General features: G+C 44.6%; 12 protein-coding genes. 5 read left to right on the forward strand and 7 right to left on the reverse strand.

The window, feature by feature from the left end:
• Positions 1 to 214: 214 nt before the first annotated feature.
• From OW495_RS07170 to OW495_RS07190, 5 genes are all read right to left on the reverse strand, one after another.
• Complete coding sequence (locus OW495_RS07170) at positions 215 to 1,270, reverse strand: MJ1255/VC2487 family glycosyltransferase (RefSeq protein WP_102513541.1); 1,056 nt, start codon at positions 1,268 to 1,270, stop codon at positions 215 to 217.
• A gap of 94 nt (positions 1,271 to 1,364) precedes the next feature.
• Complete coding sequence (locus OW495_RS07175) at positions 1,365 to 1,889, reverse strand: phosphatase PAP2 family protein (RefSeq protein WP_012603172.1); 525 nt, start codon at positions 1,887 to 1,889, stop codon at positions 1,365 to 1,367.
• Positions 1,890 to 2,180: 291 nt separating this feature from the next.
• Entirely contained in the window at positions 2,181 to 5,288 is a 3,108-nt protein-coding gene (locus OW495_RS07180) for an efflux RND transporter permease subunit (protein WP_102513542.1), read from the reverse strand.
• Positions 5,285 to 6,616 carry an HlyD family secretion protein gene (locus OW495_RS07185; protein ID WP_289885774.1) on the reverse strand — a complete coding sequence of 444 codons (1,332 nt, stop codon included), beginning with the start codon at positions 6,614 to 6,616 and terminating at the stop codon, positions 5,285 to 5,287. The genes OW495_RS07180 and OW495_RS07185 overlap by 4 nt, the downstream gene beginning before the upstream one ends.
• The gene (locus OW495_RS07190) at positions 6,616 to 7,275 is read right to left on the reverse strand and encodes a TetR/AcrR family transcriptional regulator (protein WP_065113143.1); all 660 of its coding nucleotides are present in this window, start codon (positions 7,273 to 7,275) and stop codon (positions 6,616 to 6,618) included. The genes OW495_RS07185 and OW495_RS07190 overlap by 1 nt, the downstream gene beginning before the upstream one ends.
• Positions 7,276 to 7,843: 568 nt before the next feature.
• On the opposite strand from OW495_RS07190, the gene leuA reads away from it, so the two are divergent.
• From leuA to OW495_RS07215, 5 genes are all read left to right on the forward strand, one after another.
• A complete protein-coding gene (gene leuA / locus OW495_RS07195; protein WP_009847816.1) occupies positions 7,844 to 9,391 on the forward strand; it encodes a 2-isopropylmalate synthase in 1,548 nt (515 codons plus the stop codon).
• Between the two features lie 97 nt (positions 9,392 to 9,488).
• On the forward strand, positions 9,489 to 10,580 hold the full coding sequence (gene leuB / locus OW495_RS07200) for a 3-isopropylmalate dehydrogenase (RefSeq protein WP_017109323.1): 1,092 nt from the start codon (positions 9,489 to 9,491) through the stop codon (positions 10,578 to 10,580).
• 117 nt (positions 10,581 to 10,697) lie between these two features.
• Positions 10,698 to 12,110, forward strand: coding sequence for a 3-isopropylmalate dehydratase large subunit (leuC, locus tag OW495_RS07205; RefSeq protein WP_102513544.1), 1,413 nt, complete (start codon positions 10,698 to 10,700; stop codon positions 12,108 to 12,110).
• 14 nt (positions 12,111 to 12,124) lie between these two features.
• Positions 12,125 to 12,727, forward strand: coding sequence for a 3-isopropylmalate dehydratase small subunit (gene leuD, locus OW495_RS07210; RefSeq protein ID WP_102513545.1), 603 nt, complete (start codon positions 12,125 to 12,127; stop codon positions 12,725 to 12,727).
• 176 nt (positions 12,728 to 12,903) lie between these two features.
• The gene (locus tag OW495_RS07215) at positions 12,904 to 13,686 is read left to right on the forward strand and encodes a DUF547 domain-containing protein (RefSeq protein ID WP_102513546.1); all 783 of its coding nucleotides are present in this window, start codon (positions 12,904 to 12,906) and stop codon (positions 13,684 to 13,686) included.
• Between the two features lie 100 nt (positions 13,687 to 13,786).
• Here the strand turns inward: OW495_RS07215 and OW495_RS07220 are convergent, their stop codons facing one another.
• On the reverse strand, positions 13,787 to 14,332 hold the full coding sequence (locus tag OW495_RS07220) for a DUF924 family protein (protein WP_102513547.1): 546 nt from the start codon (positions 14,330 to 14,332) through the stop codon (positions 13,787 to 13,789).
• A gap of 56 nt (positions 14,333 to 14,388) precedes the next feature.
• Entirely contained in the window at positions 14,389 to 15,243 is an 855-nt protein-coding gene (gene djlA, locus OW495_RS07225; protein ID WP_102513548.1) for a co-chaperone DjlA, read from the reverse strand.
• Between the last annotated feature and the right edge of the window lie 132 nt (positions 15,244 to 15,375).

Genomic DNA, 15,375 nt, shown 5'->3' on the forward strand with positions numbered 1-15,375 from the left:
CCAACAAGATTGATAAAGAATAATTTTATTTTACCTTAATGATTAAATAACATCTAAAAATCAATTATTTATAGAGTTATAAAAAAACATAAAATGCTGCACTTATGAGTTTCATTTCGACTTATTTAGCTGTTCTATCGTTTGGTTACATTTGTTACAATTTATTGAACCCGTGAATTGTTTGGCTGGTCGATTCAGAAATAACACTTATGAGTTAGGTGAGCGATGCATAACTTGGAAAATCAACCTTGTCCCAAAGCTGCTTTCTTAGGTCTTCCTGATTCGACCAATTCCCCGCTAATACCCACTCGGTAATCGCACTGGCGACGTCTGGATAAGTGACGAACTCAGCCTGTTTTTCATTGAGCCACTCACGCAACGTCGCTGCATCCAAAAAGCTCATTGTTTGCGCCAGCCCTAATGCCTCCAGCGTAGCGACATTACTTTGCTGTTCAAACTGCCCTTCAAGCGGTTTAAGAAGCAGTTTTTTACCCAAGGTTAAGGCTTCAGATGGCAATTCAAAACCACCATTAGCCACCACTCCTGAGCACTGATTGAGGTCGAGTTGAAAGCCAGCATGACTGAGTGGTTTGAACTCAATATTTTCAACTCGGTTTTGGTCAATAACATTCGGGTGATAGCAGACAAAGTTGTGAGAAATGAACTTCATCAGAAGCTCTGAAATCGCTTCTAGATCTTCAAACGGCAAGTAGACTAAAGTGAAATCTTGCGGTGCTTTGGTTTTCTGATCACCAGTGAGCGTATGAACGATAGGTGGCAATATTGGCTGTTCAAAGTGATACCAATGCAACCCAATAGCATGCTCTGTTGGCGCAAAATGCTGAATAACGGAATGTTCAATCCAGTTGCCCCCTTCTTTAGGCACATCATAACGGAACGCATTTTGGTGGCTTATTCCAATACACGGGACACCTTGTCTTTTCGCAGCCCAAGCGGTTACCGGTTCGAAGTCATTCAATACCAAATCGTAAGGTGTAAGATCGATCTGCTTCATTTCCTTAAGGAATCGCCACATACTATTTTTGATGAAGGTCTTAGAGTACTTAACCTTACCTTGCTCACTGTAAAAGGTGAGTCCATGGCAGGTTTGATAGTTGCCAAACTCTTCCATAGAAAAGTACTTATTTTCATCCCTTCCAGAAAATAGGAAGTCGACATCAATATTATGTTGGCGAAACGCGACAGCCATTGCTCTTGCACGAGCGATGTGACCATTCCCAGTGCCTTGTACGCCATATAAAATTTTCATTCAAGTTCCTTGAAGATTAACAATTCGAGCTCGGCTGTCTTTGCCTGTATCTTTTTAATATGAACAACAGAACAAACAGCCATACGACTAAGCGCTATAAAATGAAGTAAATGGCTAGGCTTGTGCACGCTATACCTAGCGCTGCACCAATTAAGACATCCGTTAAAAAGTGCACACCGAGTAGGATTCGAGAACCAGCAATCGCTGTCGCCCAAATCAAGCTAAAGAGATAGAGACTTGGATAAAAATGTCCGATTAGAGTCGCCATAACAAATGCAGCAGCGGAATGCCCAGAAGGCAGGCTGTATTTATCTGATGGCACAATGTGAGAGTGAAGCAATGAAGAGAATTCAGCGGGTCTGCGTCGCTTAAGGGTGTTCTTGGCTAACCAATAAATCGGCAGCTCTATCGCAAAAGCGGCTAGACCAACCATTAAGAATTCACGACCTGTGTAGCCATCAGCTAACAGCGCAATCAGAGCGATCAACACATATAAGTGACCATCCCCAGTATGAGACACCGCTTTACTCAGTGTTGCATGTTGCCCGCTATAACGGTTCTTCAAACAGAAAACAGAAAATGCCACATCCCAGCGGACAATAGGTTCGATAGTACGCATACGATCTCCTTAACAATCCTTATTCAGTTAAGGCTCAAGGTATGCCACTGAAATGACAGTTAGGTGACGTTTTGAATGAACTAAAATGAATTTTGAAGCGAATTAACCGCTTTCACTAAGTAAGCTGATGGGAGCCAATAAGTTGCCGATAAAAATAAAGCGACCCAAGGCCGCTTTATTCTTCTATGTTTTGCTTCTTTATATAAGCAAACAAACGCTACTTCTATCGTGTTAATGGTTATAGCGTTCGCTAATGATAATAGAGCTCGCTAATGATAATAGCGCTAAAGGTTATAGCGCTAATGGCTCATGCTTTTTCACCAACCCAAAGTCCGCCAATATCGCGTAAGCGGCAGGGATCATAAACAACACCAGTAAGGTTGAAGCAAATATGCCAAACACGATCGAAATAACCAGAGGCTGGATAACTTGAGCCTGCAAGCTGGTTTCCGTCAACAGCGGTAGCAAACCAGCAGCGGTCGTCATTGATGTCAAAAATACCGCACGGAAACGCTCACGACTGGCTTTCACCACCGAGTCATGCACGCTATCTCCCTCATCGACGTGATGGCGAATGTATTGCACTAGCAAGATGGAATCATTGACCACGATCCCGGCAAGCGACACAAAGCCCATCATGCTTGGCATACTCAAAGCATGCCCAAGTATCCAGTGACCAACAACCACCCCAATAAAGGCCAGTGGAATGGCTAACATTACGACTACCGGTTCCAAGTAGCTTCGGAACTGATAACTCAGAATCGCAAACACACCGAATAACCCCAATAAGAAACCTTTGCCCATCGAGGCTCCGGTCTTCGCGGCGTCTTTGGCTTCACCTTCAAAATCAAAGCGTAATCCTGGGTACTTTTGAATAAGCTTGGTTGCTTCATCTTTTTGAAACTGAGCCAAAATTGCTGAAGAGCTCGCCTTCTTATTATCAATATCACCAAAGATACTGATGGTTCTCAGCCCATCGATACGTTGGATTCGTACGTAGTTACGTTGGAAATCTAGCGTTGCCAATGTCGCTAGCGGAATCTGGCTGCCATCTGCTGTGATGATTGGGAAGTTAGCCAGTTGCTGTAAATCGCCTGCCTGTTCTTTATCAAGGCGTACCTCAATCGAGATATTCTCAACACCGATTTGGATTTCATCCGCAGTCTGACCAAAGAAGGCCGCACGCAATTGGGAAGCAATCATCTGCCCATTCACATTGTAGGTTTCGGCTCCAGGGCGAAGTTTAACTAAAATCTCTTCTTTACCCATACGCATGTCATCAAGCACGCCATGCACACCATCAAACTGATTGAGGTATTCCTGAATATCCAAAGAAGCCGATTTCAATGCAGCAAGATCATCATGTTTGGCACGGATCTCGATAGCACGACCGCCCGGCCCCATCGTAGGCTGTTTGAAAACTAGCGAGATAGGATCAGCCAAATCACCGATGTCTTCCCGCCATGCATCAATGAAGTCATCGATCACCGTGTTGCGACTTTCTGCACCACGCAAGTCTAGGCGCACGGTGGCTAAGTGTGGCCCTGATTCATTGGCATCTGCGTTTGCATTGAATTGGCTGGTGATATGCTCAACCAATTTATTACCGTCCTCAACCTCTTCACTCCACTGCTCATTCAAACGTTCAGCAGACGCGACTATTTTATCGACCACTTTCTCGGTTTGAGACAGCGATGCGCCCGGTGGAAGAATGATGCGAGCCTCGGCAATATCACCATCCAGTTCAGGGAAAGGTTGGAATTTGACAACGCCACCAGCAATCAAGGCTACCGAAAGCAACAGCAGAGTCAGCACTCCGCCCATAAAGGCGTAGCGGAACGTCACGACCTTCTCGACCATGTTCATCAAGGTTGTATTGCGAAAGTTCTCAAACTTCTCTAACAACACGACTTTAAAGCGCAGCGCTGGCTTGTCATTTTTTTCTTTGTGTAATGAATGAGATAAGTGATTTGGTAGAATAAGAAACGCTTCGATTAAGCTCAGCGACAACACCAAGATAAGCACCTGAGGCACCGCTTTAAGCACCGCGCCCATTTCCCCATCAAGGAATAGTAAGCTACCGAAAATACACACAGTGGTTAGGAAGGAAGATAGAACTCCGGGAAGCACTTTCTTTACGCCGTTGTACACCGCATCATCGACGCTTTGTCCCCTATCTAAGTGGGAGGCTATCGATTCAGCTATCACTATGGCGTCATCCATCATGATACCAATCGCCATTAATAAACCGACCAGTGACATAATGTTGATCGACAAGCCCAAGTTAGCCATTAAGAACAAACCACCAAGGAAGGCTACCGGCAGACCAGCAGCTACCCAGAATGAATAACGTAAACTGAAGAACAACCACATGGTGGCGAACACCAGCACGATACCTTGCCAGCCATTACGCACCATCATGGTTAAACGATCCCAAAGTACCGACGAGAGATCATTGGTCATTTGCAGTGTCACACCATCGGGGGCAATCGCGCTTTGATCTTCAACGAATCGCGTGACGTTCTCTTTGATTCGTAACGCATCGTCTTCTTTATTCTTACTGATCTTCAAGAGAGCAGATGGCTTACCATCAAACAGAACCTTCTGCTCATCCAACTCAAAGCGATCGGTTATCTTGGCAATATCTCTCAAACGGATCACCGAACCATTCGGCGCCGATCCAACCACGATACTCTCTAATTCAACCGGCGTAATGCGTCTTTCATCAAAACGAATCAGGAAGTTTTTGTCTGGCGTCTCAACGTTACCACTCGGCAGCTTTACATTCTGACGACCAATTTGGTCTGCGATATCACCAACACTCAAACCCAACTGGCGAATGGCTTGGGTATCCAGTTCGACTCGATATTGGTGATCGGAAAAACCACTGACTTCGACTAAAGAGACATCGTAATCGAGCTTCATGGTACGTTTGAGGTCTTCGGCGTAAGCTTTGAGTTCAGGCCATGAGGTTTCGGCTGTAATCGCTATATCAACTACCGGTTCATTCCAATCCAGCTCTTGAACAACCGGCGATTCAATCTCGCTCGGGAAATCATTGATCGAGTTGATCTGAGTTTGCACGTCCACCAGCATTCGGCCAATATCCGCTTTCTCATTGAGTTTCAGAATAAGACGAGCACTGCCTTCTATCGCCTCACATTGAGTTTCTTCAATGTTGGCCAGACCATCGACGGCATCTTCCATTCGTACACACAAGCTCTCTTCCACTTCTTGTGGAGATGCACCGGGATAAACGATCGCCGCCATAATGTAAGGTGGATCATAGGCAGGGAAGGTTTCGCGCTTGATGGTTGATAATGAGGTCAAACCCATGATCAACAAACCAAGCATCAATAAGTTTGCAGCCGTCGGGTGCCGGGAGAAGAACCGAATCATGACGCATTCTCCTGAACATCCGCTGCTAATTCAGTCGGCTTTGACTCTTTGAGAAGCATGCCTTCAATCGCAGGTAAAACGTCATTGAGAATTAACTTATCACCCGCGTGCAGTTCACCGTCCACCACCACTTGGTTATCTCGACGATAAAGCACTTCAACATTCACCACTTGTAAGCGCTGGCTGTCATCCATCAGATAAACCTTATCACCGTGCAGAGCGCGCTCTGGGACAACCCAGCTAAGGTTGGCCAAGCCTTCGATCTCCGCTTTGACGAACATGCCATTAACCAAAGGAGTGGCACTGCTTGGCTGCAGAGCTGCATAATCTTGACCAATTTCAAGAATGATCCCCGCTGTGGCTTGGTTCTCATCAACGGTTTCACTGATTCTCGCCACCTTTGCAGGCCAATTGAGGTTAAGGTTGCCACTGTTTAGCTGAATACTTGCTTTGATCGGCGCTTCATAAGGGCTTGGTATGCCTGCGGCATCACGAGGGAATTGAGTAAAGCTTGAAGCTAAAGTTTGCATATCGTGAATAGAGAGTTGCGCCTCAACTTCCATAACTTTAATCCCGTGAGCAACAAACATCTCTTGCTGAAGATTAACCACTTGGTTTTGTTCAATATCGACCTGAGCAATCCGCATCGCTCTAGGTAAAGTAATGGTCGTTTTATCCAAAGAGCGTTGCGCCTCTTTTACTTTAGAGACATTCACCTTAATCACGGCTTCCGCAACACGCTTTTCATCTGGCATCAATGCAATTTGGTTATCAATATCCAATACAAGCTTCTGTTGAGACAACGCACTTTGCTGCTGCAAGTCAACATCAGATTGAGAGGTGAGCCCTTTCTTGCGCAGATCTTGTTTACGTTGCAGCTCTTTATTGCTGATCACTAAGCGGTTCTTTTCGATCTTTAGGGTCTGCTTAAGGTTATCTTCTTCTTGATTTAACTTAGCTAATGAAGTCTGGCTTGATTTAAGATCCGCTTCAGCTTGTACCAACTTCAACTCGTAATCCAAAGGATCGATCTTAAGTACCTCAGTTCCCGCAGGAATGATCTGCCCTTTTTCTAGGTCAGGATGTCGATAAACAACCTGCCCTGTCACCTCGGCGATGGCTTTCCATTCAACTTTAGGGACTACTTTGCCAAAGCCTACCGCCAACGGCGCGATCATTTGTTGTTCTAAACTGACTGTTTCAACTAGACGAGCCCTGTCTCCCGCGGGCTTAGTCGGCAGATCCGGCTTTAAGCTAATCGCAGTCACAAGGCCGATGACACCAACCGCAAGTGCTGGAAAGAAGAGTAGTTTTTTATTTATTTTCATTATCTTTTGTCCTGCACTGCAGAAGGGCTCGGTGCGTTGATAAAGCCTTCAGTCATCAGTTGAATGTTGTGTTCGATTAAACGGTTAAGAAATTCTTCATTAATCTCAATACCATGAATAGCAAGCAAAGGTGGAGGCGCAATGAACGGGAACACCATCAAGCTTATATACGACACGCGGCAGAGTTTGGGATCCATCTCTTTTCTTAAGACACCTTGTGCCACCAACTTTTCAAAAATGACATCTTGGGCTGGCTTGGCGACATCGAGGAAAACCTTTTCGAGCAACTCTCTTTGCACTTCAGAGGGAGGCATATTCATTACTTGGGCAATCAAGCGAGGAAACTTGGGTACCTTGACCATCTCTTTGTAGTAAGTCCGCATTAAATCAAGAAAGTTCTCATGGCTGCTTTCTTCAACCAACCTTTGCATCTGCAATTGCATCGGCCGTAGGGTTTCACGCAGCATCGCCTCAAATAACCCAGCCTTACTGCCAAAGTAATAACGGATCATCGCAATGTTCACACCCGCACGATCAGCAATCAGGCGTGTCGAGACCTTGTCGTACGACTGAACGACAAACAGATCACGAGCATGCTCAATCAATAATTGTCGAACATCTAAGTTCTGTTGAGGTCGCCCCGCTTTTCGTGCCGTCATGGCATCAACCTATCTCTATAATTAATCATTCGATTAATTATAGAGATAAACAGGCATAACAGTAGAAGATTAATTACTCACTATTTAATCAATTGATTAATTAATTTGGTCACGCCTGTGATTTTTTTGGTGAATCGTTCCATTAAAAAGATTTACTACAAAGTTTTAACCTACACATCAACCAAACGATAAACTAACCCGCCAATACAAAACCACCAATTAGTCGATCTAGCTAACAATCAAACAAAAAACAGCATAAACCAAACCAAAACACTGCCAATGTACGCTGATATTGGATTTTCTTGTTTGACGCTCAGAATAAATTACGGTAAATATGGTGTTAACAGTTTATTTACGGATATTTGTGTAATGATTTTTTCTTCTTCTCTACTGCTGAAACTTCTCCTTATCGTGAACCAATCGCGCGGGTAAGTTGTGGGTCAAGAACTACACAAATATTAAAACCCGCACTGAGCGGGTTTTTTTGTAACTGGCACTTTTAAAAGAACATCATTCTTAATAATAATTTGGATAGCAATCGATTCATTATCGATATAAGGAAGCACCCATGAACGATCAAGTAATAATTTTTGATACTACCTTACGTGACGGCGAGCAAGCATTGGCTGCAAGCCTTACGGTAAAAGAGAAGTTACAGATCGCTTATGCTCTTGAGAGACTGGGTGTAGATGTTATCGAAGCTGGCTTCCCTATTTCTTCTCCAGGTGATTTTGAGTCAGTACAAACCATCGCTAAACACATCAAAGACAGCCGTATTTGTGCACTTTCTCGTGCCGTAGCGAAAGATATCGACGCCGCAGCAGAAGCGCTTAAAGTTGCTGACCAGTTCCGTATTCATACCTTCATCTCAACATCAACGGTTCACGTGCAAGACAAATTACGCCGTAGCTACGATGACGTAGTAGAGATGGCAGTAAAAGCTGTCAAACATGCGCGTAACTATACCGATGATGTTGAGTTCTCTTGTGAAGATGCCGGCCGTACCCCTATCGACAACCTATGTCGTATGGTTGAAGCCGCTATTAACGCAGGCGCTAAAACCATCAATATTCCAGACACGGTGGGCTATACAGTACCGAATGAGTTTGGTGGCATTATCAAAACGCTATTCGACCGCGTTCCCAACATCGACCAAGCGATCATCTCTGTTCACTGTCACGATGACTTAGGTATGTCGGTTGCAAACTCAATTGCAGCTGTACAAGCGGGCGCTCGCCAAATTGAAGGCACAATCAATGGTATTGGCGAACGTGCAGGTAACTGTTCTTTAGAAGAAATCGCAATGATCATCAAAACTCGTCAAGAGCTTTTGGGTGTTCATACCGGCTTGGATCACAAAGAGATTCACCGTACCAGTAAGTTGGTAAGCCAGCTTTGCCACATGCCAATTCAAGACAACAAAGCAATCGTAGGTGCTAACGCATTCAGCCACTCTTCAGGTATTCACCAAGATGGCATGCTTAAGAACAAGAACACTTACGAGATCATGACACCTGAGTCTATTGGTTTGAAAAACAAAGCCTTAAACCTAACAAGCCGTAGTGGCCGAGCGGCTGTTAAGAGCCATATGGACGCTATGGGTTATAAAGACAATGAGTACAACCTAGATTCATTGTATGAAGACTTCTTGAAGCTTGCTGACCGTAAAGGACAAGTGTTCGATTACGACCTAGAAGCATTAATGCACTTCGCGAATCTACGTGATGAAGATGACTTCTATAAACTTAACTACCTAAGCGTACAATCTGGTAGTGTTATGTCTACCACCAGCATCAAACTGCAATGTGGTGATGAAGAGAAATGCGAAGCCGCTGTCGGCAATGGCCCTGTTGATGCTTTATACCAATGTATCTACCGCTTAACAGGCTACGAAATCGCGTTGGATAAGTTCGACCTTACTGCAAAAGGTGAAGGCGAAGATGGCTTAGGTCAAGCTGACATCATTGCTAACTATAAAGGCCGTAAGTACCACGGTACGGGCGTTTCAACCGATATCGTTGAAGCTTCTGGTCAAGCGTTGCTGCACGTTATCAATAGCATTCAACGCGCAGACACTATTGCTGAAATGAAGCAGCAAAAATTCGCGACAGTTTAAGCCCCCAATAACAGAGCCCTAGAGCCGATGTTGTTGGCTTTAGGGACAAAATTTAAAACGAGCCAAACAGCTCAGTAACAAGAATTAAAGGATTAACATGACAGATAAATCATACAAAATTGCCGTACTACCTGGTGATGGCATTGGCCCAGAAGTAATGCAACAAGCACACAAAGTGCTAGACGCGATTGAAAAGAAACACGCAATTAGCTTTTCTCGCGAAGAGTATGATGTTGGTGGTATCGCAATTGATAACCACGGCTGTCCACTTCCAGAAGCAACCGTTGCAGGCTGTGAAGAATCTGACGCGGTACTTTTTGGTTCTGTCGGCGGCCCTAAATGGGAACACCTTCCACCAAACGACCAACCTGAACGTGGTGCCCTACTTCCGCTACGTAAACACTTCCAACTGTTCTGTAATCTACGTCCTGCGCAAATCCACAAGGGTTTAGAGTCTTTCTCTCCTCTACGTGCTGATATCTCTGGAAACGGGTTCGACATCGTTGTTGTTCGTGAGCTAACAGGCGGTATCTACTTCGGTCAACCTAAAGGTCGTGAAGGCGAAGGCGCAACAGAGAAAGCCTTTGATACTGAGGTTTACCACCGTTACGAAATCGAACGCATTGCAAAGATTGCGTTTGAATCTGCTCGTCTACGTAACAAAAACGTTTACTCAATCGATAAAGCGAATGTTCTACAAAGCTCTATCCTATGGCGTGAAGTGGTTGAAGAAGTAGCGAAAGACTACCCAGATGTGAAACTAAGCCACATGTACATCGATAACGCGACCATGCAGCTAATCAAAGATCCATCTCAGTTTGACGTGATGCTTTGTTCTAACATCTTCGGTGACATCATCTCTGATGAGTGTGCAATGATCACAGGCTCTATGGGCATGCTTCCTTCTGCAAGCTTGAACGAAAGCAACTTCGGCCTATACGAACCAGCAGGTGGCAGTGCGCCAGATATCGCAGGTAAGAACATTGCGAACCCAGTCGCGCAAATTCTCTCTGCAGCGCTAATGCTTCGTTACAGCTTAGGCGAAGAAGCTGCGGCGCAAGACATCGAAACAGCGGTATCTAAAGCACTTTCTGCAGGCGAGTTAACAGCAGACCTTGCAGGCAAAAACCAAGCGCTGACAACCTCAGAAATGGGTGACAAGATCGCTGAGTACATCTTAGCTTCATAAGCTAGATACTTAGATTAGAAGCAAGTACATAAGAATAATATCAAGCCAAGTCAGCTTAAACTGCATGGCTTGGCTAGAAACAAACACTGGGACTGATGATCCCAAGGAAGAAAAGCTATGTCGACAAACCAGCAAGCAAAAACCTTATACGAAAAAGTTTATGACGCTCACGTTGCGGTTGCAGCGAAGGGCGAAACGCCAATTCTTTATATCGATCGCCACTTAGTCCATGAAGTAACGTCGCCACAAGCCTTTGATGGCCTGCGTGAAAAAGGTCGTAAAGTTCGCCAAGTAGGCAAAACTTTTGCAACCATGGATCACAACGTATCGACACAAACTAAAGACATTAACGCTTCTGGTGAGATGGCTCGTATCCAAATGGAAACGCTATCGAAAAACTGTGAAGAGTTTGGTGTCACGCTTTACGACCTAAACCACAAATACCAAGGTATTGTGCACGTAATGGGCCCTGAGCTAGGTATTACTCTGCCGGGCATGACCATCGTATGTGGTGACTCACACACGGCAACACATGGTGCATTTGGTTCATTAGCATTCGGTATCGGTACTTCAGAAGTTGAGCACGTTCTAGCAACTCAAACGCTAAAACAGGCTCGCGCTAAAACCATGAAGATCGAAGTAAAAGGCAAAGTCGCTGAAGGCATTACCGCAAAAGATATCGTATTAGCGATCATCGGCAAGACAACAGCCGCTGGCGGTACAGGCTATGTGGTTGAATTCTGTGGTGAGGCCATTACTGACCTTACAATGGAAGGTCGTATGACGGTATGTAACATGGCAATCGAGCTTGGCGCGAAAGCAGGCTTAATCGCTCCAGATGCAACGACATACGAATACATCAAAGGTCGTAAGTTCTCTCCACAAGGCGAAGACCTAGAAGCGGCAATTGAATACTGGAACACATTGAAAACCGATGCTGATGCAGAGTTCGATGCAGTTGTAACACTAGAAGCGGCTGACATCAAACCACAAGTCACTTGGGGAACCAACCCAGGTCAGGTTATCTCAGTAGACACACCAATCCCTGCACCAGAAAGCTTCGCAGACCCTGTTGAAAAGGCATCGGCTGAAAAAGCGCTGGCTTACATGGGTCTTGAAGCGGGTAAATCCCTATCGGATTACAACGTCGATAAAGTTTTCGTGGGTTCTTGTACTAACTCTCGTATCGAAGACATGCGCGCAGCTGCAGCAGTAGCAAAAGGCCGCCAAGTAGCGAAACATGTTCAAGCGCTGATCGTTCCGGGTTCCGAGCAAGTAAAAGCACAAGCTGAAGCTGAAGGCCTAGATAAGATCTTCATCGAAGCTGGCTTTGAATGGCGCCTGCCGGGTTGCTCTATGTGCCTTGCAATGAACAACGACCGTCTAGGTCCACAAGAACGCTGTGCTTCTACATCAAACCGTAACTTTGAAGGTCGCCAAGGCCGTGATGGTCGTACGCACCTAGTTAGCCCAGCAATGGCAGCCGCAGCGGCAATCGCTGGTCACTTTGTCGATATTCGTGAACTTTAATTAGAGGATTTAACATGTCAGGTTTTCAACAACACACCGGATTAGTCGTTCCTCTAGATACGGCCAACATCGATACTGATGCGATCATTCCAAAGCAGTTTCTACAGAAAGTGAACCGTATCGGTTTTGGTAAGCATTTGTTCCACGACTGGCGCTTCCTTGATGATGCAGGCCAACAGCCAAACCCTGAGTTTGTAATGAATGCACCACGCTATAAAGGCGCTTCAATTCTACTGGCTCGTGAAAACTTCGGTTGTGGCTCATCTCGTGAACACGCACCGTGGGCGCTTGCCGATTACGGTATTCAAGTGATGATCGCTCCAAGCTTTGCCGATATTTTCTACGGTAACTCAATCAACAACCAGATGGTTCCGGTTCGTCTTACAGAGCAGGAAGTTGATGAACTATTCCAGTTCGTTGAGGCGAATAAAGGTGCTGAGATCGACGTTGATTTAGAAGCAATGAAAGTCCGTGCAAACGGTAAAGAGTACTCGTTTGAAATTGATGAGTTCCGTCGTCACTGTTTACTGAATGGCCTAGATAACATCGGCCTAACGCTTCAACATGCAGATAAGATTTCAGAGTTTGAAGCTAAGATTCCTAGCTTCCTGAAATAAAGAAGTCTTGGAGTAGAATCACACAGTTTTGTGTTCATAAAAAAGGTTGGCCTAGCGCCAACCTTTTTTATTTGGCTGAAAGTATTTATTAGACTTAACTCTGTAATTTAACTAAAGAGCCATGAAAGAAAATCGTAAAACATAAGGTCTTAGTAGTCAGTCATCAGGAGAATGCCATGAAACAACTACTTTTTATTGTCAGCCTACTTTTCTCAACGTTAGCGTGGTCTGCGCCTAAATCCGATCTTTGGCCATACTGGAATCAAAGTAACGAAACCAATCTAGAACAGGTATCTCATCAAGATTGGCAGCTATTCCTCGATAACTACTTAGTTCAACAAGGTCAAAATACCCTAGTTCGTTACCAAGCAGCGAACACTGCCGATAAGACCAAACTCAAGCAGTACATCAAGAGATTAGAACAGGTTAATCCACTCGACTATTCAAAAGCGGAGCAGTATGCCTATTGGGTTAATCTATACAACGCCGTGACTGTCGATTTAATTCTTGATGCCTACCCAATAAAATCCATCACCAAGCTCGGCGGACTGTTTAGTTTTGGACCGTGGGGAGATGATGTAGTGAAGGTAAATGGAAAGTCGCTGACACTCAATGATATTGAACATCGAATCCTAAGGCCTATTTGGCAAGATCCGCGTACGCATTACGCGGTGAATTGCGCGAGTTTAGGTTGCCCTAACTTACAGCCTCAAGCATTTACTGCTGACAATATAGAAATACTACTAGAACAAGCGGCGACCGAGTTTATAAACAGTGATAAAGGTGTACTAGTCAACAGCAATGATCTTGAATTGTCATCCATTTACGAATGGTTTGCTGTGGATTTTGGTACAGAGAAACAGCTCATTCAGCACTTAGACCAGTATCGAACAAAGCCGGTGACGAACACTAAAAAAATCAGTTATGACTATGATTGGTCGCTTAACCAAGCAAACTAGTTTTAACGTTAAAGCTCATAAATGAAGCTAAACAAAAAGAGGCTAGAGGTTTTTATTAACCTCTAGCCTCTTTTTTATCTATTGAACCAGATTTCTACAATTAAAAGCTTGAGCCCGGTTGCTGCAAGAACTCAATTTCTTCGGCAGTTGACTCTCGCCCTAACACCTCATTACGGTGAGGGTAGCGACCAAAACGCTCGATGATGACCTTATGCTTAAACTCAAAATCCAAGTTATTCTCTAAGCCTGTCTGGGAAAAAAGCATCACAGCCTGTTCATGCATAAGCAAAGACTCACTGTGCATATAAGGCATATACAGGAAGCTTTTTTGTTGCTCGTTAAGCTGGTGATCAAAACCACCAGCGACCGCTTCCTGAGCTAAAGCTAGTGCCATCGGGTCTGCTGAAAATGCAACCGGACTGTTTCTGCCAATATTTCGAGAAAACTGATCCAGCACGATAATTTCAGCCAATCGTCCCTGTGCGTTTTGTCGCCATTCAAATAACTCACCTTGAGTCGCTGCCTTGTGCACCTCAGCAAATCGAGACTCTATCAAAACATCAATTTCTTCGCCGCCAGTAAACCAGTCTTTTGGCGTCAATTCATCGAACCAAAACTCTAGAACATTCTGATACGTTACCGTCATATAATTCCCTTTAATAAAAGCCGAGTAATTTTGTTATTACTCGGTTTAATGTTCGATTACTTAAAACCTTTGACCTTCTTTATTAGGTCATAAGCATTTTGAATTTCTTGCGATTTTTCTTTCGCGACATTCATCATTTCTGGTGGCAAACCCTTCGCCATCAGCTTATCGGGATGATGTTCATTCATCAGTTTACGGTAGGCTTTCTTCACCTCTTTACCGTCAGCACTTTCACTCACACCAAGAACCTTATATGCGTCGCCAAGCTGATTCTGTTGTGAAGCCTGTTGCCAACCTGATGATTGCCCATGGCCTTGATGACCACCAAAGCTTCCACCCTGCTGTTGAAAACGGAATGCAGCTTCTTGCATCTGCAAGCGGCGCTCTAGCTGTTCTGCAGAAAATCCGAGGCCTTGCGCTATCTTATGCAGAACCTGACGTTCACTTGGGTGCAAGCTTCCATCGGCAAATGCCGCAGATACCTGTAGCTCTAAAAAGAACTGTAGAAGATCAAAACGACCACCCGATGATATCTTCACACGCTCAAGTACATCACTTAATGGAAAGTCACTCTCTTTACCGTCACGGAAGGCATCTTGGGCAGCTTTTCGTTGCTCGCCATGCAGGTTCATACGCTCCATCATTGTAGAAGCGAGCTGAATCTCTTCAGGTGTAACTTGGCCTTTGGCTTTAGCAACATGTCCCATAACCGAAAAAGCCGCTTTAAAGAACTCGTTTTGCCTTTCTGCTTGGCTTGGTCCACGACCAAAACCAGAACTATTGAACCCCGATTGGTTTAAACGTCGAGCCTTATCAAATTGATGCCCCAAAAATAGGCCAAAAACTAAACCAAGCGGACCTCCAAATAAAAAGCCAAAAAAAGCGCCCAAAATTTTGCCAAATATTTGCATTATGTGTTCTCTATCTATGAATTTTATCTGAGTAACGCTGTCTGATGATGCTGAATGCTAATATTTCCTTTATCATAAGGAAAATGCTTTATTAATTGGATTGATACTAGATCAACCCTTCATCTAGTGACA

Origin of the sequence: Vibrio sp. 14N.309.X.WAT.E.F5, assembly GCF_030397615.1 — a bacterium.
GTDB classification, from domain to species: domain Bacteria; phylum Pseudomonadota; class Gammaproteobacteria; order Enterobacterales; family Vibrionaceae; genus Vibrio; species Vibrio lentus.

Excerpts from the sequence above, each read along its gene's own strand:
- leuD (WP_102513545.1), top strand. The coding sequence starts at position 12,125 with ATGTCAGGTTTTCAACAACACACCGGATTAGTCGTTCCTCTAGATACG.
- OW495_RS07180 (WP_102513542.1), bottom strand. The coding sequence starts at position 5,288 with ATGATTCGGTTCTTCTCCCGGCACCCGACGGCTGCAAACTTATTGATG.
- djlA (WP_102513548.1), bottom strand. The coding sequence starts at position 15,243 with ATGCAAATATTTGGCAAAATTTTGGGCGCTTTTTTTGGCTTTTTATTT.
- leuC (WP_102513544.1), top strand. The coding sequence starts at position 10,698 with ATGTCGACAAACCAGCAAGCAAAAACCTTATACGAAAAAGTTTATGAC.
- OW495_RS07215 (WP_102513546.1), top strand. The coding sequence starts at position 12,904 with ATGAAACAACTACTTTTTATTGTCAGCCTACTTTTCTCAACGTTAGCG.
- OW495_RS07170 (WP_102513541.1), bottom strand. The coding sequence starts at position 1,270 with ATGAAAATTTTATATGGCGTACAAGGCACTGGGAATGGTCACATCGCT.
- OW495_RS07185 (WP_289885774.1), bottom strand. The coding sequence starts at position 6,616 with ATGAAAATAAATAAAAAACTACTCTTCTTTCCAGCACTTGCGGTTGGT.
- leuA (WP_009847816.1), top strand. The coding sequence starts at position 7,844 with ATGAACGATCAAGTAATAATTTTTGATACTACCTTACGTGACGGCGAG.
- OW495_RS07190 (WP_065113143.1), bottom strand. The coding sequence starts at position 7,275 with ATGACGGCACGAAAAGCGGGGCGACCTCAACAGAACTTAGATGTTCGA.
- leuB (WP_017109323.1), top strand. The coding sequence starts at position 9,489 with ATGACAGATAAATCATACAAAATTGCCGTACTACCTGGTGATGGCATT.
- OW495_RS07220 (WP_102513547.1), bottom strand. The coding sequence starts at position 14,332 with ATGACGGTAACGTATCAGAATGTTCTAGAGTTTTGGTTCGATGAATTG.
- OW495_RS07175 (WP_012603172.1), bottom strand. The coding sequence starts at position 1,889 with ATGCGTACTATCGAACCTATTGTCCGCTGGGATGTGGCATTTTCTGTT.